Genomic DNA, 18,215 nt, shown 5'->3' with positions numbered 1-18,215 from the left:
GCTCCCCCTCCCGGGAGCGGCCGCCGAGGTCGTTACCAAGACATGGGATGAATAACCGTGTCGCGAGCCTTGACGACCACAATGGTCCAGTCCATCGTATGTACGCGCCACGCACGCGCAGACGCGCAGAATCAACCCTTCCCCGCTCCTCCGACCTCCTCCACAGGGACCCCACATGGCAGAAGACTCCGCTCCACGCGGTTTCAATCGTCGGACGTTACTCGGCTCCATGACCGCCACGGCCGCCGCCGGTGTGCCCCTCCTCGGGCAGCTGACATCGGGCGCCTCCCCGGCCGCCGCTGCCGCCCGGGCGCCGCAACTGGTCTGGAATCCCAGCCCGTCCGGCGTCGGGCTCAAGGCCTTCGAGGGCATCGAGGCCGACCGCGGCAATCAGCACCCCGACCGGGACTACGTCGTGATCGAAGACGGTGACCACTACCGCTTCAACATCTGGAAGGACGACCGGGACACCACCGGCGACGGCGACCGCCAGCGCACCGAGTCCAAGGGGATGATGCAGGGCGGCACCAAGCTCAAGATGAAGGACGGGGAGACCTGGACCCTCTCCTACGAGATGTACATGCCGTCCTCGCTGCACGGGACCAGCAAGTTCACGCACATCTTCCAGACCAAGACCCCGGTCGACAACGGTGGCCCGTACCTCACCCTGGACCTCGGCCGCAGCGGCAGCAAGGAAACGCTGCGGGCCCGGGCCTACGCGAACTCCGGCTCGCCGGACATCGCCTCGACCGACCTCTCGCCGCTGCGCAACAAGTGGATCACCATCGAGTGGAATCTGACCGTCGGGTCCAGCGGAAAGGCCACGTTCACGGCGCGCAACGGCACCGGTTCCGGCGCCCCGGTCGCGGTGCAGGGCAGCATGTCGAACGTGAAGATGCCGGACCAGGGCGACTACCAGCGGCCCAAGTGGGGCATCTACCGGTCGGTCGAGAGCGCGTCCTCCGACATCCTCGACACGTATCTGCTCTTCCGGAACTACAAGGCGTACCGCGGCACCTGAGCGGCAGCCTTGAACGGCGTCCGAGCAGCATCCTTGAGCGGCGTCCGAGCGGATACCCGAGCAGAAAACGAAATCACTCCGCCACGGGATGTGTGAGTGCCATACAACCGGGTATTCGAGCCAGCCGTGGCCAGGACGCCCGCTCCCGGGCACGGCCACTCGCATATCCCGATCTTGGACGGAATCATGACTGCTCTTCCCGACGACAACACCGTTACCGCCACCCAGCACGCCCTGAGCGAGCTGGCCGCCGACCGTGCGGACGAGTCCGCGCTGAACACTCTCGCCGGCAGTGAGGTCCTGCTTCCCGCCGCCGAGAGCGCCGAGAACACCGATCCGCAGGCGGTGACCCTGCCGGTGTTCCAGCAGGAGGACGGCGCCCAGCTGGTGCCGGTCTTCACCACTCCGGAGCGCATGCACCAGGCGCTGCCCCAGATCGAGCGTTACCACCAGGTGCCGCTGGGCGCGCTGGCTCAGGGCTGGCCCTCCGAGGAGCTTTCGCTGACCATCGACGCGGGCGCCCCGGAAGCGGTCACGCTGACGGCCACCGGGGTCAAGACCCTGCTCAGCCGCGCCGCCGGCTGAGCGCTCACCTTATGTTCACCCAGGGAGCGGGTGTATGTGCGGACCGTAGTCGCGCACATACACCCGCTCCTTTTCGGGCACCCGTGTGAGCATGGACACGCTGACCCGGATCGAACGAGCGATAGAGCGCTTCGAGGACACACTGCTCGCCAAGGTGTTCCCCACCGAACCGGTGGAACTCCTCGGCGCCCTGCGGGAGGAATGCGACAGCCAGGCGGTGGTGTGCAGCGCGAGCCGGGTGGTCGTGCCCAACGCCTTTGACGTCGAGCTGTCCGACGAGGTGTACGAGGAGCTGTCCCGGCACGGCAAGCAGGCGGGCCAGACGCTGATGGACAGCCTGCTGCGGCACGCGGAGAAGCAGGGCTACGAGTGGGCGGGCCCGCTCGCCGTCCATGTCGCCAAGTCGGACCAGGTGCCCAACGGGCGGTACCGGGTGGCCGCCTCCCCGCTGACCCACATCCGCGCGGACGCCTTCGCCGACAACCCCCGGTAACCGGCCCCGCCTCCACGCCTCCTCCACGCCCCCGGGCCTCCTCCCATGACGGGGCCGCGGCGACCGTCCAGGTCACGGCGCGTCCACCCAAGAGCGGGTAAAAAACCGCGAGATGTCTGAGCGACGGAAGTGAACGGTCCGTATTCACTGGTGTCAGCGATCGACTGACATCAGCACGATGCGACACCTGCTCCGTACAACGACAAGCGGTCCCCGCCAGGAGGCTCCATGCGATCACGGTACTTTGTGACAGGCACCTCACTGCTCATCGGCTCGGTAGTGGTCACCCTCGCCGTGATCGTCTCGCCCGTGATGACCGGGCTGACGCAGGAATCCGCCACGAACCTCTCGAAGATGACGGACAACCAGTTCGGGCCGCTCAGCGGGTCCGACCGGGACTTCGTGGTCAAGGTGCGGCTGGCCGGGCTGTGGGAATACCCGGCCGGGAAGATCGGACTCGAGAAGGGGACGACGGAGCAGGTCAAGACGGCCGGTAAGCATCTGCTCGACGGCCACCAGCTGCTGGACGCCATCAGCCGCGAGATCGCCCCCAAACTCGGCATCACCCTGCCCAACAAACCGACGCCACAACAACAGAGCTTCCTCGACACGATGAACGCGAAGACCGGCAAGGACTTCGACACCTACTACGCGAACATCCTGCGCGTGACCCACGGTCAGATCTTCAGCTCCATCGCCAAGATCCGGCAGACCAGCAAGAACTCGCTGGTGCGCAAGCTCGCGTCCCAGGCCAACAACACCGTGCTCGACCACATCACCCAGATGGAGAAGACGGGGATGGTGAACTTCGACTCCGCCGTCTCGGACATCACCACCACCCCGACCCAGGGCCCGGCGTTCACCACGCCGCCCAAGCCCGCCCCGGGCGAGCCCACGTTCATCGTCGGCACGTCCAAGCCCACGCCCCCGCCCAACGCCGTCAGCACGGCGGACAAGGGGGGCGAGCAGAGCCTCGACCCGAACGTGGTCAACGGCGCCGGGGTGGGCGCGGCGAGCGGGGCCGGCGGGATCACGACGCCGCCCGCCGTGTCCTCACCGCCCACCGTTCCGTAACGTGCCTTGAGTGGCCCTCTACAACGCCACTCAGGGACGCGGCCCGACCACCGTCGCTCCCCCGTCGACGATGGTGATGGCCAGCGCCGGGCAGGAGTCCGCCACGTCCAGCACCCGCTCCTCCTCCGGAACCTCCTCGCTCAGCGGACGCGCCCGCTCGTCGTCAAGGACGAACAGATCGGGCGCGATCCCGGCGCACATGCCGGACGCCATGCACCGGTCGCCGTCGACCTCGGCCTTCCATGTCATCGGGGTCACCACCCCACCGGCATGACCCGCGGCCCCCGAACCAGCATCTGGTCCTTCCACACCACGTCCCCGGCCAGGCGCAGGTTCGGGAAGCGGTCGACGAGCGCGCCGAGGGCCTCCTGCAACTCCAGGCGGGCCAGCGACGCGCCCAGACAGTGGTGCACTCCGTGGCCGAATCCCAGGTGCTTGGTGGCGGGGCGGGCGACGTTGAGCCTGCCCGGTTCGTCGAAGCGCAGCGCGTCGCGGTTGGCCGAGCCGACGGCCACCAGGACGGGCTCCCCGGCCCGTACCAGGGTGCCGCCCACCTCGATGTCCTCGGTGGCGTAGCGGGCCTGGGAGGCGCTCGCGCCGAGCGGGACGAACCGCATCAGCTCCTCGATGGCGCCCTTGAGCAGCTCGGGCTCCTCGCGCAGCCGGCGCAGCTCGCCGGGGTGGTCGAGCAGCACCATCACGAAGTTGGGGATCTGGGTGGCCGTGGTCTCGTGCCCGGCGACGAGGATGGCGACGCACAGATCGACGAGTTCCAGCTCGGAGAGGCGGTCGCCCCCGTCCCGGGCATCGATCAGGGACGTCATGATGTCGTCGCGCGGGGCCTCCCGGTGTTCCTGCACCAACCGGGCCATATACGCGCGCAGTTCCTCGCGGTTGCGCTCCCACTCGGCCGCGCTCAGGGAGCTGGTGGACAGGGCGGCGTCGCTCCACACGCGGAACTTCGGCCGGTCCTCCTCCGGCACCCCGAGCAGCCGGCAGATCACGGCGACCGGGATGGGCAGCGCGTAGCGGTCCACGAGGTCGGCGGGTGGTCCGGCGGCCTCCAGCTCGTCCAGCAGCTGGTGCGTCAACTCCCGTACGTACGGACGGAGTTTCTCCACCTGGTGGACGGTGAACGCCTTGGCCACGAGGGTGCGCAGCCGGGTGTGGTCGGGCGGGTCCATGCTCAGGATGCCGCCGTCCGTGCGCCCCTCGCCCTGTCGTGGCGTATCCCGGTTCAGGGCCTCCGCGCGGCTGAAGCGCAGGTCGCCGAGGACCAGCCGAGCGTCGGCGTACCGCGTGGCCAGCCAGGCGGGTTCGCCGTACTGCATGCGCACCCGGAGCAGTCCGGGGTGGTGGCGCGCGTCCTCATAGGCCTTGGACAGCTCCAGGCCGTCGTGGTGGTTGAAGGGGTAGGCGAGGGGGGTGGTCTCCGCTGTGGTCATCGTGATCTCCCTGGCGTAAGCACGTGCTTACAAAGCTAGGGCGGTCCCCTTGATACGGTCAACGGCGCCTCTCGGCCGGTGTTCTGACGCTCCGACGGGGGTATCGAGGCGGCCAGCGGTGGGGCGGACAGCCGACGACAGGAGCGGATGATGGGTGGAACCACACCGGAAACACCTCGGCGGGACGCGCAGGGCACACGGCGGATGCTGCTGGAGGCGGCGTCGGCGCTGTTCGCCGAGCGGGGGTACGAACGGGCCACCGTACGGGACATCGCGGAGCGCGCCGGGGTGAACCAGGCGCTGCTGTTCCGCTACTTCGGCTCGAAACGGGCCCTGTTCGGAGAGGTGGTGGCGCACGGTGGCCAGGAACAGCTGCACACCACACCACCGAGAGAGCTGTTCGAGACCGCGCTGCGCGGCATGCTCGGACACGGTGACCGGGCGCCGGAGGACCGTGCGCTGGCCACCATGCTGCGCTCGGTCGGCAGCGGCGACGAGCTCGGTACCGCGGTGCGTGAGATAAGCGACGACTACGCCCGGGTGCTGGCCTCCCTGAGCAGCGCCGAGGACCGCGGGCTGCGCGCGGACCTGGCGCTGTCGTGGATGCTGGGCATCGGTCTGATGCGGGTGGTCGTGGGCAAGGAGTCGCTCGCCGAGGCCGATCCGGACGAGGTGTGCGCGCTCGTCACCGGCGCGCTGGCCACCTTGCTGGAGGATTTGCCGGTCACACGCTTTGGCGATCCGCACTCCACATACTCCGCCGACTTGGCACGGTAGGACCATGACGAGCAATGATCCGGGCACCCCGGACACGAACAACCGGCCGCGCCGGGTTCCCGCGGCCCAGGCCATGCGTGGCGCGGCGCGGCAACTGGGCGAGTTGCTGGGCACCGCGCCGGAGTCCGTCTCCGCGCTGCAGCCGAGCCAGGACGGATGGGTGGCCGATGTGGAGGTGGTGGAGCTGGAACGGGTGCCGGACACCATGACCATCATGGCCTCGTACCGGGTGACCCTCGACGCGGAGGGCATGCTCCTGGGCTACGAGCGGCTGCGCCGTTACGCCCGCGGCCAGCTCGACCGCGGCCGCTGACCGCACCTTTTCTCCCTGATCCCGTCCTCCCGCGCCCCGCGCCGCCGAGTTCCGGCGGCGCGGGGCGCTCTTCGTTGTGCGGCACACGTGTTTCGCCCGGATCAAGGGTGAACACCGGCGCCGTCCCGCCCGTACCAGCAGGCGGGCAGACCGAGCCAAGCGAGAGGACGACCACACGTGACCGTCATGACGCAGAGCGGCGGAGTACCAGCCACACCCTCGACCGGTTCAGGGACCGGAAGCCTTTTCGACATCCTCGAACTCATTCTGGACCGCGGCCTCGTCATCGATGTCTTCATCCGGGTCTCTCTCGTGGGCATCGAGATCCTGAAGATCGACATACGGATCGTGATCGCCAGCGTGGACACCTATCTGCGCTTCGCCGAGGCGTGCAACCGCCTCGACCTGGAGTCCGGCCGCAAGGCCCCGGACAAGCTCAGCGACATCGTCGGCACCATCGTCGAGGGCGGCGCCCGGGGCAAGACGGAGGGCGCGCTGAGCGGCGCCATCGACGCCATCGGCAATGTGTTCGGCGGCGACGATGACAAGGACAAGTGACCGTGCACCTCTACCTCTACGCGATCACCCGCTCCGATCATCCGCTGCGGCTGGAGGGGCTGCGCGCGGTGGGCGGTCTGCCCGGCGCACCCCGCGCGGTGACCAGCGGCCCGCTGACGGGCGTGGTGAGCCCCGCGCCGGAGACCCTGCGCCCCAAGCGCCGTGACCTGTCCGCCCATCAGGAGGTGCAGGAGCGGCTGATGAAGGACGGGGCGGTGCTGCCGATGCGGTTCGGGCTGCTCGCCCCCGACGAGGTCGCGGTGAAGTCGGCGCTGGACGCCAAGCGCGAGGAGTACGTCCGCGGCCTCGATGAGCTGGACGCCACCGCGGAGTTCAATCTGAAGGCGGCGCGCTCCCAGGACGACCTGCTGCGGGAGGTGCTGACCGAGTCCGACGACGCGCGGCGGCTCAACGAGCGCACCCGCGACGGCCGGGGTTCGTACGAGGACCGGGTGGCCTTCGGCGAGCTGATCGCCCGTCAGCTGGGGGTCCGGCAGCAGAGACTCGCCGAGCAGGTCGTCGGCTCCCTGTCCGGGATGGCCCGCACCAACGTGGTGTCGTCCCCGGCCGGGGACGACTTCCTCAACGCCTCGTTCCTGGTGGAGCGGGGCCGCGCCGAGGAGTTCTCGCAGGCCGCCCAGCAGCTGGCGCGGGGCTACGGCGACGGCTACGACTTCCGGCTGCGCGGCCCGCTGCCCCCGTACAGCTTCGTGGCCTGAGGACGGGCGCCGTGGGACTGCTGACCGGGCTCCTCACCTTTCCGCTCGCGCCGGTGCGCGCGACCGTCTGGGTCGCCGAGCAGGTGCTCGTGGCCGCCGAGGACCAGTACTACGACCCGGCGCCGGTCCGGCGCGCCCTCACCGCGCTGGAACAGGAGCTGCTGGCCGGGCGGATCGACGAGGACGAATACGACCGCCGCGAGAACGAGTTGCTGGACCGGCTGGAAGAGCTGGAACGGCACCACGAACAGAGACGAGCCCCGTGACGATGCCAGAACCGGTAGCGGGCAGGCTGGGCCCGCCGCGCCTGCCCGCCTCCTACGACCAGCAGGCCGCCCCGTCGCTGGCCGACATCCTGGAACGGGTGCTGGACAAGGGCGTGGTGATCGCGGGCGACATCCGGATCAACCTGCTCGACATCGAACTGCTCACCATCAAACTCCGGCTGCTCGTCGCCTCCGTCGACAAGGCGAAGGAGATGGGCATCGACTGGTGGGAGCACGACCCGTCGCTCTCCTCGCGCGCCCGGACCCCGGCGGTGGAGAGCGGCACAGACGGCGGGGACGGCGGGGCGCAGCGGTCGCTCGGCGAGGAGAACGCACGGCTGCGCGCCGAGATCGAGGCTCTGCGGGCACAGAACCAAGGCACGAGCGACAGGGGCGACAGGAGCGTGGACGGGTGACCGATATCGCAGAGCACATGGTGTACGCCTACGCGGTGCTGCGCCCCACCCCGGAGGCCGCGCGGGCGGTGGCCGCGCTGCGCGGGGTGGCCGACGAGCAGGTGGGGCTCGTGGAGACCGGGGACCTCGCCGCGGCCGTCGGCCCGGTTCCGGCGGAGGAGTTCGGGGAAGAGCCGCTCAAGGCGCGTCTGGAGGAGCTGACCCGGCTGGAGTCGCTGGCCCGGGGGCACCACGGGGTGGTGTCGGCGCTGGCCCCGCTGGGCGCCGTGCTGCCGCTGCGGCTGGCCACCGTCTACCGGGACGAGGACCGGGTGCGGCAGACGCTCCAGGAGCGCCGGGACGAGTTCCTGCCGCTGCTGGAGCGGCTGACCGGGCGCGTCGAGTGGGGCGTCAAGGTCTATACGGACGCCAAGGACACCGGCGGAGGGGAAGAGGCGTCCGGAGCGCCGGAGGACGGCTCGGGGGACGCCGGGCTCAGCCCGGGCCGGGCCTATCTCGCCGCGCGCCGCAGACGGCGGCGTGGCGCCGAGGACGCCTGGCAGGCCGCGGTACGGACGGCCGCGCGCATCGCCGACGAGGCCGGGGAGATCGCCGTGGAGCGGGTCGCCCACCGGCCGCAGCGCGGCGAGCTGGCCGGGGTGGGCGGCGGGGAGCCAGGGGAGAACATCGCCAACGACGCCTACCTGGTGCCCGCCGACCGCGCCGCGGACTTCCGCGCCCGCGTCCTGGCCGCCGCCGAGGGCCAGGAGGGGGTGCGGGTCGAGGTGACCGGCCCCTGGGCGCCGTACTCCTTCGCCCTCCCACCCGCACCCGCCGCCCACCAGGAGTCCGCGTGAGTACCGCGCTGGACGAGGAGGACGCCCGGGCTCTCGCGGGCCGCGAGGTCGCCCTGATCGACATCCTGGACCGGCTGCTCCAGGGCGGGGTCGTCCTCGCCGGGGACCTCGTGCTCTCGATCGCGGGCGTCGATCTCATCCGGATCGATCTGCGCGCGGTCATCGCCCCCGTCGACGCCGCCCACCCGGCTCCGCCGCTGCTCTGACCGGAAGGAACCCCTGTCGTATGTCAGCCACTCCCGACCGCCCCGCAAAGCGTCTGAGCACCGATCCGGACTCGGTAGAACGCGATCTGGCCCAGCTCGTGCTGACCGTGGTCGAGCTGCTGCGTCAGCTGATGGAGCGCCAGGCGCTGCACCGGGTCGACAAGGGGGATCTGACGGAGGAGCAGGAGGAGCGGATCGGGATGACGCTGATGCTCCTCCAGCAGCGCATGGAGGAGATGTGCGACCGGCACGGTCTGCGCATGGAGGATCTCAACCTCGACCTCGGCCCGCTGGGCACCCTGCTGTCCCCGGCGGGCCAGGCGTAGGGCGGGTCGGCGGGCGGCGCCTCATCCGCACCGCCTGCACCTCAAGGTGCTCTCGACCGCCCCACAAGGCCGTCCCGGCAAGTTCTTCCCTGGACCGGAATAGGTCCCGAACCGAAAGGGAAGATCATGCGGTACGGCAATGCCTTGCGAGAAGATATCGGCTCTTCTCGCACCACACCACTCATCGGCATCTACGACATGTACTCGGCGTCGATCGCGGCCCGCCACTACAACGGCTTCTTCGTCTCCGGTTTCGGATTCGCCGCATCGTACTACGGGCTGCCGGACATCGGATTCATCGCCTGGCCGGACATGGTGAACTTCGCGGAGCGGCTGCGGCTGGCGTTCCCCGGGCACCATCTGCTCGTGGACATCGACGACGGCTATGTGGACCCCGAGGTCGCCTGCCATGTGGTGCAGCGGCTGGAGCGCGGCGGCGCGTCCGGGGTGATCCTGGAGGACCAGAAGCGGCCACGCCGGTGCGGACACGCGGACGGGAAGCTGGTGCTGCCGCTCGACGAGTACCTGGAGAAGCTCAACCTGGTCCTGAGCAGCAGGAAGGACATGATCGTGGTGGCGCGCACGGACGCCACCGAGGAGGCGGAGATCCTGCGCCGGGCCGCCGCGCTGGCGGAGACCGACGCGGATGTCGTCCTCGTCGACGGGGTGCGCAGCGTGGAGTGGATTCGCCGGATTCGCAAGGTCGTCGGCGACAAACCACTGCTGTTCAATCAGATCGCGGGCGGGAAATCACCCCGGCTTTCGCTTTCCGAGCTGACGGATCTCGGCGTCGATATCGCGATCTACAGCACTCCGTGTCTTTTCGCCGCGCACGGCGCGATCGAGGGTGCGCTGGCCGATCTGAAAATGGCGGACGGGCGGCTGCCGGATACCGGGGAGACCGACTTCGTCGGCGTGAAGGGGTCCACGGAACTGCTGGAGGGGAACATCAGCAGGCATCACCGCGACCACCACCCGGCCGCGGTATGACCCGCGCTTCCCGTTCCGTATCCGTCACGCCTTTCCGCTCCGGAACCGGCCGTCACCGAAAGCCGGGAAAAGAGAGCTGCTTCACCCGGGCGTCGGCTACCGGAATCGTCCTCGCGGCCACCGCGAGCGTGCTGTACGGCGGCCAGGCCGCACGGGCCGCCGCGCCGGACGCGCCCGCACCCCGTCCCGGCGCGTCCGGCGAGGAGCCGGAGGAGCCCACGCCGGTCGCCGGGTCGCACATCGGCCTGGTGGTCATCGACAACTCCTACGCGGACTCCTGGCTGGAGATCGACCGCACCCTCGACACCCTGCTCCTCAGCGCGGGCACGGCAGGCAGCGATCACGAAAGCGAAAGCGGTGATTGACGTGAAGTCACTGTCCTGGCCATGGCTCCGGTCATGGCCGGGCCGGTTGAGGAGGGCGGTCGACCCGTATGTCGCCGCCCTCCTCGGCACGGTCGCGCTCGCGGCGCTGCTGCCCGCCTCCGGACAGGCGGCCGGGGCAGTCGAGGGCGCCGCGGACCTCGCCATCGGGCTGCTCTTCTTCCTGTACGGCGCCCGGCTGTCCACCCGGGAGGCGGTGCACGGCCTGCGGCAGTGGAAGCTCCATCTCGTGGTGGGGTCGAGCACCTTCGTCCTGTTCCCGCTGCTGGGGCTGGCCGCGGGCGGCCTGGCCCCCTTTCTGCTCACCGACCGGCTCCACACCGGCGTGCTCTTCCTCTGCGTCGTCCCCTCGACCGTCCAGTCCTCCATCGCCCTCACCTCCACCGCCCGGGGGAACGTCCCGGCCGCCATCTGCGCCGGTACGTACTCCAGCCTGGCCGGGATGGTCCTCACCCCGCTGCTGGCGGCCTGGCTGATCGGCTCCACCGCCGGGTTCTCGGCCGACGGCCTGGTGAGGATCGCCACACAGCTGCTGCTGCCCTTCGTCGCCGGGCAGTGTCTGCGCCGCTGGATCGGGGGGTTCACCGCCCGGCACCGGCGGGCGCTCGGCCTGCTGGACCGCGGTTCGATCCTGCTCGTCGTCTACACGGCGTTCAGCCGGGGGATGACGGAGGGCATCTGGCAGCAGATCACTCCGGTGCGGCTGCTGGGTCTGCTGAGCGTGGCCGGGACGCTGCTGGCGGTGGCCCTCGTCACCACGTCCTGCGCCGCGCGGCGCCTGGGGTTCAGCCGGGAGGACCGGGTCGCCATCGTCTTCTGCGGCTCCAACAAGAGTCTCGCCACCGGGCTGCCCATGGCCGCGGTGCTGTTCGGCGACTCGGCGGGTCCGGTGATCCTGCCGCTCATGCTCTTCCACCAGCTCCAATTGATGGTGTGTGCACTTATCGCGGCCCGGTGGGCCCGCCGTCCCACCGGGTCAACGCCCCTGACCAGCGCACATACCACCACCCCCTGAAGGTCCGTGTTTCAACCTCTTGGTACCGTGATTTTTAGCGGTGTCACCCACCGCGAAGCACAACCAGTGAGGAAGCAGTACCCATGAAGAGCGATCTCACCGAAGCGGAGGCGTCTGAACCGGCCTCTTCCGCAGGCGCGGCGACCCGGTGGAACCCCACCGGCCACACCTGGGAAACCACCTCGCGGGGGCGCGCCATCCTCAGCGACCCACGGCTCAACAGGGGCACCGCGTTCACCGAGTCCGAGCGCGACGCCCTCGGACTGACCGGCCTGATCCCGGCCCAGGTCATCCCCCTGGAGCAGCAGGCCACCCGCGCCTACGCCCAGTACCGGGCCAAGGCCACCGACCTGGACAAGAACGTGTACCTGCGGTCCCTCCAGGACCGCAACGAGGTGCTGTTCTACCACCTGCTCGGCGAGCATCTGAGCGAGATGCTGCCGATCGTGTACACCCCCACCGTCGGCACCGCGATCCAGCGCTACAGCCACGAGTACCGCCGCTCCCGCGGCGTCTACCTCTCCGTGGACGCCCCGCAGGACATCGAGCGCTCGCTGCGCGCCAGCGGCCTGCGGGCCGAGGACGTGGACCTGCTCGTCGCCACCGACGGCGAGGCCATCCTCGGCATCGGCGACTGGGGCGTGGGCGGCATGGACATCTGTATCGGCAAGCTCGCCGTGTACACCGCCGCCGCCGGAATCGACCCCGCCCGTGCGCTCCCGGTCGTCCTGGACGCGGGCACCAACCGCCAGGAACTCCTCGACGACCCGCTGTACCTGGGCAACCGTCATCCGCGCGTGGACCGCGAGAAGTACGACGCGTTCATCGCCGAGTACATCGCCGCCGTCGGCCGCGTCTTCCCCGACGCGCTGCTGCACTGGGAGGACTTCGGGTCCGGCAACGCCCGGCGCATCATCGACGGTTACGGCGACAAGGCGCTCACCTTCAACGACGACATCCAGGGCACCGGCGCCGTCAACCTGGCCGCCGTCCTGTCCGGCGCCCGGGTCACCGGTACGCCGCTGCGCGACCACCGCATCGTGATCTTCGGCGCGGGCTCGGCCGGTCTCGGCATCGCCGACCAGCTGCGCGACGCCCTGATCGCCGACGGGCTCGACCCGCGGGAGGCCTCCGACCGGTTCTGGTGCGTCGACCGGTACGGCCTGATCACCGATGACGCCGAGGGCCTGGACCACCACCGGCGGCGGTACGCCCGGCGGGCGGCCGACGTCGCCGGCTGGGACCGGGACGAGCAGGTCGGCGGCATCGCGCTCGCCGAGGTGGTGCGCCGCGCGCGGCCGACCATCCTCATCGGCACCTCGGGCCAGGGCGGCGCCTTCACCGAGGAGATCGTGCGGGAGATGGCCGCCCACACCGAGCGGCCCGTCATCCTCCCGATGTCCAACCCGACCCCGCTGGCCGAGGCCAAGCCCGAGGACCTGGTCCGGTGGACCGGCGGACGGGCCCTGATCGCCACCGGAAGCCCCTTCGCGCCGGTGCCCCACGAGGGCGTCACCCACGTCATCGGGCAGGCCAACAACGCCCTGGTCTTCCCCGGTCTCGGTCTCGGCGCGATCGTGGCGCACGCCACCCGGATCACCGACGGCATGCTGCTCGCGGCCGCCGAGCGGATCGCCGGGATGATCGACCCCGGCACCCCCGGAGCCCCGATCCTCCCGCTGGTCGACCAGCTGCGCGAGACCTCCGCCGCGGTCGCCGCGGCCGTCGCCCGCGCCGCCGCACACGACGGGGTGGCGCGTACGCCCATCGCCGACGACCAGATCGAGCGCACGGTCCACGAGGCCATGTGGAGCCCGGTCTACCGCCCGATCCAGCCGGTCTGACGGTCCGCACTGGCTGAATTGGGGACACAACCATGTCTTTTTCGCACATCTTCACCATCGTCGTGCCCGTCTTCCTCGTCATCGCCCTCGGTTACGGGGCCGGGCGCGGCACGTCGTTCAACGGAGAGCGCGCCGACGCCCTCCGGGTGCTCACGATGGAGTTCGCCCTCCCGGCGTCCCTCTTCCTGGGCATCGCGAACACCCCGCGCCACATCCTGCTGAGCCAGGGCCCCCTGGTGGGGATGCTGGCCCTCGGGCTGCTCGGGCTGTTCGGACTGATCCTGCTGGGCTTGCGCGTCTTCGGGCGGCTGTCGCTCCAGCGGGCGTCGATCCTGGCGCTCGCCTCCGTCCAGCCGCAGTACGCCTTCATGGGCGTCACGATCCTGGGCAACCTGTTCGGCGAGGCCAAGGCCGCGATCCCGATCGCCATCGCGGGCATCCTGGTCAACGTCATCCTCGACCCCCTCGTGCTGATCCTGCTCAACCTCGGCCGCCCGCACGCGGCGGAAGCCACCGCGTCGGCGGCCGCGCCCTCCCGCGTCCTGGTGTCCGCGGGGGGCGGCCCGGCCACGGCCGAGGAGGAGCGGGACGGCGGCACCGGGGCCGCGGCACCGGCGGCCAAGCCCGTCCCCACCTGGGTGAAGGTCCTGCAGCCGCTGCGCAAGCCGTTCGCCTGGGCCCCGCTGCTCGGGCTGATCATCGCGCTGGTCGGGGTGCATCCGCCCGAGATGATCGAGAACTCGTTGTCGCTGGTGGGCCAGGCCTCCTCGGGCGTGGCGCTGCTGTCGGTGGGCGTCACCCTCGCCCGCGTCGGCATGCCCCAGTTCAGCCCGGGGGCCATCGCGATCGCGCTGACCAGCGTGGTCGTGCTGCCGCTGAGCACCTACGGCGTCGGCCTGCTGCTGACCAGCCACGAGGTCGCCGCGCAGACGGCGTTGATCCTGGCGTTCCCCGTCTCCCCGGTGCCGATGATGCTCGCGTCACAGCACGTCAAGAGCGAGGAACACCGCATCGCCTCCTCCGTGATCATCAGCATCGTGCTGGCGTTCGCCTCACTGCCGCTGATCATCAACCTCACCGGCTAGCCGGGACGAGCCCCGGTCCCTGGCGCGGCCTGTACGCAACCTGAGCGCGTACCGGCCGCGCCGTGGGCACGGCGGGCGGCCGTGTTACAAAGAGGGACATGTCTCCAGCCCAGGGATGGCTCCATTGAGCGCGATCAGCATCGGCCAGGCCGTGGTCCTCGGCGTCGTCGAGGGGGTGACCGAGTTCCTGCCGGTCTCCTCCACCGGCCACCTCAAGATCACCGAGGGGCTGATGCACATCCCGGTGGACGACAAGGCCGTCGTCGCCTTCACCGCGGTCATCCAGGTCGGCGCGATCGCCGCGGTGCTGCTCTACTTCTTCAAGGACATCGTCCGCTTCGCGAGCGCCTGGGGCCGGGGCATCGTCAACCGGGAGCTGCGCGAGCGGCACGACTACAAATTCGCCTGGTGGGTCATCTACGCCACCCTCCCTGTGGTGGCCGTCGGCCTCGCCGCCAAGCCGCTGATCGAGGGGCCGCTGGCGTCCCTGTGGGTGGTGGCCGGCTCGCTGATCGTGGGCAGCGGGCTGATGTGGGTGGCCGACCAGGTGGGCCGCCACAAGCGCGGTGAGGACGACACCTCCCTCAAGGACGCCATGCTGGTGGGCAGCTCGCAGATCCTCGCCCTGCTCTTTCCCGGCTTCTCCCGCTCCGGCGCGACGATGTCCACCGGGCTGATCCTGGATCTGGACCGGCTGGCCGCCACCCGTCTGTCGTTCTTCCTCGGCATCCCCGCCCTCACCGGCGCCGGGCTGTACGAGCTGAAGGACGCGGTCGGCGGCGGGGTCGCCGCGGCGCCGCTGGCGGTGGGCACGGTGGTGTCGTTCGCCGTGGCGTATGCCTCGATCGCCTGGCTGCTGAGGTTCATCGCCAAGCACTCGTTCAACGCCTTCGTGATCTACCGGGTCGCCGTGGGCGTCCTGCTGTTCGGACTGCTGGGTACGCACACGCTCAGCGCGTGAGCGCGTGCGACCGGGTCACTTCAGGCCGATGGACGCGCCGGGGCCCAGCGGCAGGTCGAATCCGTAGAAGATCCCCAGGATGGCCAGCCACACCGCCATGAACGGCACGACGAAGATGGCGAGCCGGGAGATGAGGGTGCCGAGCCGGGCGTCCGGCTCGTACTGGCGGACCATCGCGAGGATGAGGAAGAGGTACGGGTTCATCGGCGTGATGACCCCGGTGGCGGAGTCGCCGATGCGGAACGCGGCCTGGCTGAGCGCCGGGCTCATGCCCATCAGCATGAACGCCGGCAGGAAGACGGGGGCCACCAGGGACCACAGGGCGGACCCGGAGAGGATGAAGAGGTTGAGGAGCGAGGCCAGCAGGACGAACGCGATGATCGCCCAGAAGCCCGTCACCCCCAGGGCCTTGAACAGCGCGGCGGCCTTCACCGCCAGCAGCACCCCCACATTGGACCAGGTGAACAGCGCGATGACCTGGGCGGCGAAGAACATCATGACGATGTAGCCGGACATGTTCTTCACCGAGTCGGTCATGGCGGTGACCACGTCCTCCGCACCGGTGAGCTTCCGAACCGTGAAGCCGTAGGTGACCCCGGCCAGCAGGAACGCGAAGAAGAGCACCGGGACGATGCCGTTGAGCACGGGCGAGGGCACGAAAGCCCCGCCCTCGCCGCGCAACGGGGCCCCGGGCGGCAGCCACAGGGCGAGGACCGCCGCCAGATAGACGCCCACCACGAGCGCGGTGATCAGCAGGCCCTTGCGCTGCACCGGGGTGAGGGCCAGCTCCTCCGCCTCGGGCTCACCGTCGGCGGGCACGTACGCGGGCAGGCGTGGTTCCAGGACGCGGCTGATGAGGAATCCGCCGAGCAGCGCGAGCACGATGCTGCTGGAGGCGGTGAAGAAGTAGTTGATGAGCAGGTGGATGTGGAGCCCCTCGGCGGCGGGCAGCACCGCGGCGGCCTGCTGGGTGATCCCGACGTACAGGGCGTCGAGGGAGCCGATGGTGAACCCGGCCGCGTAGCCCGCGGTGACGCAGGCGAAGCCGCCGATGAGACCCGCCACGGGATGGCGTCCGGCGCTCCGGAAGACCAGGGCGGCCAGCGGCGGGAGCACGATGGCCCCGACGTCGCTCATCATGTGCGCCTGGCTGGCGATGAGCGCCACCGCGTACGGGAGGGCCGCGCGCGGTATGCGGGCCAGGGTGGCCCGCATCACCGTCTCCAGCAGGCCGGTCTTCTCCGCGAGCCCGACCACCATGATCAGAACCACGACGGCGCCGATGGGCGGGAACGTGGCGAAGTTGGGGATCAGGTTCTCCAGCAGCCAGCGCAGCCCGGCGCCGGTGAGCAGTCCCTCGATGTTCTTGGTGTCGTCGGTGCCGGGGACCTTCACCGAGACGCCCACGGCGGCGAGCGTGGTGGAGACGACGGCCAGCAGCGCGAAGAGCCCGGCGAACAGGACGACGGGGTTGGGCAGGGCGTTCCCCGCCCGCTCGATGAGGGAGAGCACCCGGTCGAGCCCGCGGGGCCTGCCGTTATCCGGGGACTTGCCGTTCTGGGCGGGGGTTTTCGTCAGCGATGCCATCAGGGCCGCTCTCCTTTCCTCGCTGCTGGGAGCAGGAGGTCCTTCTTGACCGTGCCGTCCTGGACGACACACACGATGTTCGCGGGGTCACCGAGGACGCCGATGTCGGTGAGGGGGTCGCCGTCGCACAGGATCAGGTCGGCGGTGCGCCCGGCGGTCAGGGTGCCGAGCCGGTCGTCCACGCCGAGGAGTTCGGCGGCGGTGCGGGTACCGGCGACGATGGCGGCCATGGGGTCCATGCCCAGGTCCACCAGGTAGCTCAGCTCCATCAGGTTCTGCCCGTGCGGGCAGACGGCGGCGTCGGTGCCGAGCGCGATGCGGGCGCCCTGCTCGATGGCGCGGGCGATGTTCTCCGTGGTGATGCCGGACCAGCGGACCTTCTTCTGGTAGTGGAAGGGCGCCATGGTGTCCTTGTTGATGCCCGCGTACACGGTGGACAGGGTCGGTACGACGAAGGCGCCGCGCTCCCCCGCCATCTCCAGGGCCTGGTCGTTCAGTCCGTAGCCGTGCTCGATGCTGGTGACGCCGCCGCGCAGGGCGTTGAGGATGCCCTCGGTGCCCTGGGCGTGGGCGGCGACCGGCTTGCCGCCGTGGCGCCGGCACTCGTCGACGACGGCCCGGATCTCCTCCTCCAGCAGCCCTTCGTCCTCCGGCTGGTCGTAGGGGCTGCCCATGCCGCCGGTGGCGCAGATCTTGACCAGGTCGGCGCCCGCGCGCAGCACCTTGCGGACGGCGAGGCGGGATTCGTCCACGGTGTCGGCGATCTCGGACATCGCGCCGCCGCTGAGGTCGGTGCCGTCGGGCAGGCGCACATCCGCGTGGCCGCCGGTGTGGCTGATGATGCGTACGGCGGTGTGCAGCCGGGGGCCGGTGATCCGTCCGGTCTCCACCGCGGTGCGGTAGCCCGCGGAGAGCCCGCCCAGGTCGCGGGCGCTGGTGATGCCCGCGTCCAGGGTCTGCCGCATACGCGTGGCGGTGTCGAACGTGACCAGCACCGGGTCGAGTTCGCCGCGGCGGCCGGGCGGGGAGGCGTGGGCGTAGGCGAGGTGGGTGTGGCAGTCGAAGAAGCCGGGGAGGACGGTGCGGCCTCCGGCGTCGATGACCCGGGGCCGGTCCGTTTCGCCGCCGGACGCGGGAGGCGCGGGGGGTGCGGTCGCGGCGGGTCCGGCGTAGATGAGGGTGCCCTCGGCATCGCTGATCACGACGGCGTCGGTCACGGGGGACGCCCCGGTGCCGTCGATGAGGGTCGCGTTCTCGATGCGCAGCGCGGTCCGGGCGGTTTCGGGGGCCAGCTGATCCTTCATGGGATCGGGTT

The 18,215-nt window shown here is 70.4% G+C and carries 23 protein-coding genes; 19 read left to right on the top strand and 4 right to left on the bottom strand.

Annotated elements, in window-relative coordinates:
• Nucleotides 1-229 precede the first annotated feature (229 nt).
• The 4 genes from ABZ370_RS06460 (at nucleotide 230) to ABZ370_RS06445 (ending at nucleotide 3,173) form a co-directional block, all read left to right on the top strand.
• Nucleotides 230-1,021, top strand: coding sequence for a hypothetical protein (locus ABZ370_RS06460; RefSeq protein WP_358617247.1), 792 nt, complete (start codon nucleotides 230-232; stop codon nucleotides 1,019-1,021).
• A gap of 186 nt (nucleotides 1,022-1,207) precedes the next feature.
• Nucleotides 1,208-1,606, top strand: a complete 399-nt coding sequence (locus ABZ370_RS06455; RefSeq protein ID WP_358617244.1) for an SseB family protein — start codon at nucleotides 1,208-1,210, stop codon at nucleotides 1,604-1,606.
• Between the two features lie 91 nt (nucleotides 1,607-1,697).
• Nucleotides 1,698-2,099 carry a DUF3662 domain-containing protein gene (locus tag ABZ370_RS06450; protein WP_358617241.1) on the top strand — a complete coding sequence of 134 codons (402 nt, stop codon included), beginning with the start codon at nucleotides 1,698-1,700 and terminating at the stop codon, nucleotides 2,097-2,099.
• Nucleotides 2,100-2,327: 228 nt separating this feature from the next.
• A complete protein-coding gene (locus ABZ370_RS06445) occupies nucleotides 2,328-3,173 on the top strand; it encodes a DUF4142 domain-containing protein (protein WP_358617238.1) in 846 nt (281 codons plus the stop codon).
• Between the two features lie 30 nt (nucleotides 3,174-3,203).
• On the opposite strand, the gene ABZ370_RS06440 is transcribed toward ABZ370_RS06445, so the two are convergent.
• Nucleotides 3,204-3,422, bottom strand: a complete 219-nt coding sequence (locus ABZ370_RS06440; RefSeq protein ID WP_358617235.1) for a ferredoxin — start codon at nucleotides 3,420-3,422, stop codon at nucleotides 3,204-3,206.
• Between the two features lie 5 nt (nucleotides 3,423-3,427).
• Nucleotides 3,428-4,618 carry a cytochrome P450 gene (locus ABZ370_RS06435; RefSeq protein ID WP_358617232.1) on the bottom strand — a complete coding sequence of 397 codons (1,191 nt, stop codon included), beginning with the start codon at nucleotides 4,616-4,618 and terminating at the stop codon, nucleotides 3,428-3,430.
• A 150-nt stretch (nucleotides 4,619-4,768) separates the two neighbouring features.
• Between ABZ370_RS06435 and ABZ370_RS06430 the strand changes: the two genes are divergently transcribed.
• From ABZ370_RS06430 to ABZ370_RS06360, 15 genes are all read left to right on the top strand, one after another.
• Nucleotides 4,769-5,395 (top strand): TetR family transcriptional regulator, encoded by a 627-nt coding sequence (locus ABZ370_RS06430; protein WP_358617230.1) that lies wholly within the window; start codon nucleotides 4,769-4,771, stop codon nucleotides 5,393-5,395.
• Between the two features lie 4 nt (nucleotides 5,396-5,399).
• Nucleotides 5,400-5,708 (top strand): gas vesicle protein, encoded by a 309-nt coding sequence (locus ABZ370_RS06425; RefSeq protein WP_358617228.1) that lies wholly within the window; start codon nucleotides 5,400-5,402, stop codon nucleotides 5,706-5,708.
• Between the two features lie 186 nt (nucleotides 5,709-5,894).
• The gene (gene gvpJ, locus ABZ370_RS06420; protein WP_358617450.1) at nucleotides 5,895-6,266 is read left to right on the top strand and encodes a gas vesicle protein GvpJ; all 372 of its coding nucleotides are present in this window, start codon (nucleotides 5,895-5,897) and stop codon (nucleotides 6,264-6,266) included.
• Complete coding sequence (locus tag ABZ370_RS06415; RefSeq protein ID WP_358617225.1) at nucleotides 6,263-6,985, top strand: GvpL/GvpF family gas vesicle protein; 723 nt, start codon at nucleotides 6,263-6,265, stop codon at nucleotides 6,983-6,985. Before gvpJ ends, ABZ370_RS06415 begins: the two co-directional genes overlap by 4 nt.
• Nucleotides 6,986-6,996: 11 nt before the next feature.
• A complete protein-coding gene (locus ABZ370_RS06410; protein ID WP_358617222.1) occupies nucleotides 6,997-7,251 on the top strand; it encodes a gas vesicle protein GvpG in 255 nt (84 codons plus the stop codon).
• A 2-nt stretch (nucleotides 7,252-7,253) separates the two neighbouring features.
• Nucleotides 7,254-7,667, top strand: coding sequence for a gas vesicle protein (locus ABZ370_RS06405; RefSeq protein ID WP_358617219.1), 414 nt, complete (start codon nucleotides 7,254-7,256; stop codon nucleotides 7,665-7,667).
• Entirely contained in the window at nucleotides 7,664-8,503 is an 840-nt protein-coding gene (locus tag ABZ370_RS06400) for a GvpL/GvpF family gas vesicle protein (RefSeq protein WP_358617216.1), read from the top strand. Before ABZ370_RS06405 ends, ABZ370_RS06400 begins: the two co-directional genes overlap by 4 nt.
• Complete coding sequence (locus ABZ370_RS06395; RefSeq protein ID WP_358617213.1) at nucleotides 8,500-8,709, top strand: gas vesicle protein; 210 nt, start codon at nucleotides 8,500-8,502, stop codon at nucleotides 8,707-8,709. The genes ABZ370_RS06400 and ABZ370_RS06395 overlap by 4 nt, the downstream gene beginning before the upstream one ends.
• 20 nt (nucleotides 8,710-8,729) lie before the next feature.
• Entirely contained in the window at nucleotides 8,730-9,035 is a 306-nt protein-coding gene (locus ABZ370_RS06390) for a gas vesicle protein K (RefSeq protein ID WP_358617210.1), read from the top strand.
• A gap of 126 nt (nucleotides 9,036-9,161) precedes the next feature.
• A complete protein-coding gene (locus tag ABZ370_RS06385) occupies nucleotides 9,162-10,025 on the top strand; it encodes an isocitrate lyase/PEP mutase family protein (protein ID WP_358617207.1) in 864 nt (287 codons plus the stop codon).
• Nucleotides 10,022-10,390: a hypothetical protein gene (locus tag ABZ370_RS06380; RefSeq protein ID WP_358617205.1), complete on the top strand. Its 369-nt coding sequence runs from the start codon at nucleotides 10,022-10,024 to the stop codon at nucleotides 10,388-10,390. Before ABZ370_RS06385 ends, ABZ370_RS06380 begins: the two co-directional genes overlap by 4 nt.
• A gap of 1 nt (nucleotide 10,391) precedes the next feature.
• The gene (locus tag ABZ370_RS06375) at nucleotides 10,392-11,423 is read left to right on the top strand and encodes a bile acid:sodium symporter family protein (protein WP_358617202.1); all 1,032 of its coding nucleotides are present in this window, start codon (nucleotides 10,392-10,394) and stop codon (nucleotides 11,421-11,423) included.
• Nucleotides 11,424-11,506: 83 nt separating this feature from the next.
• On the top strand, nucleotides 11,507-13,267 hold the full coding sequence (locus tag ABZ370_RS06370; RefSeq protein WP_358617199.1) for an NAD-dependent malic enzyme: 1,761 nt from the start codon (nucleotides 11,507-11,509) through the stop codon (nucleotides 13,265-13,267).
• 32 nt (nucleotides 13,268-13,299) lie between these two features.
• Entirely contained in the window at nucleotides 13,300-14,352 is a 1,053-nt protein-coding gene (locus ABZ370_RS06365) for an AEC family transporter (RefSeq protein WP_358617197.1), read from the top strand.
• A gap of 124 nt (nucleotides 14,353-14,476) precedes the next feature.
• Nucleotides 14,477-15,313, top strand: coding sequence for an undecaprenyl-diphosphate phosphatase (locus ABZ370_RS06360; RefSeq protein ID WP_358617195.1), 837 nt, complete (start codon nucleotides 14,477-14,479; stop codon nucleotides 15,311-15,313).
• 15 nt (nucleotides 15,314-15,328) lie between these two features.
• Here the strand turns inward: ABZ370_RS06360 and ABZ370_RS06355 are convergent, their stop codons facing one another.
• Both ABZ370_RS06355 and ABZ370_RS06350 read right to left on the bottom strand, forming a co-directional pair.
• Entirely contained in the window at nucleotides 15,329-16,900 is a 1,572-nt protein-coding gene (locus tag ABZ370_RS06355; RefSeq protein ID WP_358617193.1) for an AbgT family transporter, read from the bottom strand.
• Entirely contained in the window at nucleotides 16,900-18,204 is a 1,305-nt protein-coding gene (locus ABZ370_RS06350) for an amidohydrolase family protein (protein ID WP_358617190.1), read from the bottom strand. The genes ABZ370_RS06355 and ABZ370_RS06350 overlap by 1 nt, the downstream gene beginning before the upstream one ends.
• Between the last annotated feature and the right edge of the window lie 11 nt (nucleotides 18,205-18,215).

The organism is Streptomyces sp. NPDC005962, from assembly GCF_040629205.1.
Classification (GTDB): domain Bacteria; phylum Actinomycetota; class Actinomycetes; order Streptomycetales; family Streptomycetaceae; genus Streptomyces.
The sequence above is the reverse complement of the archived record's forward strand: the minus strand, read 5'-3'. Positions and strand labels throughout refer to the sequence as shown.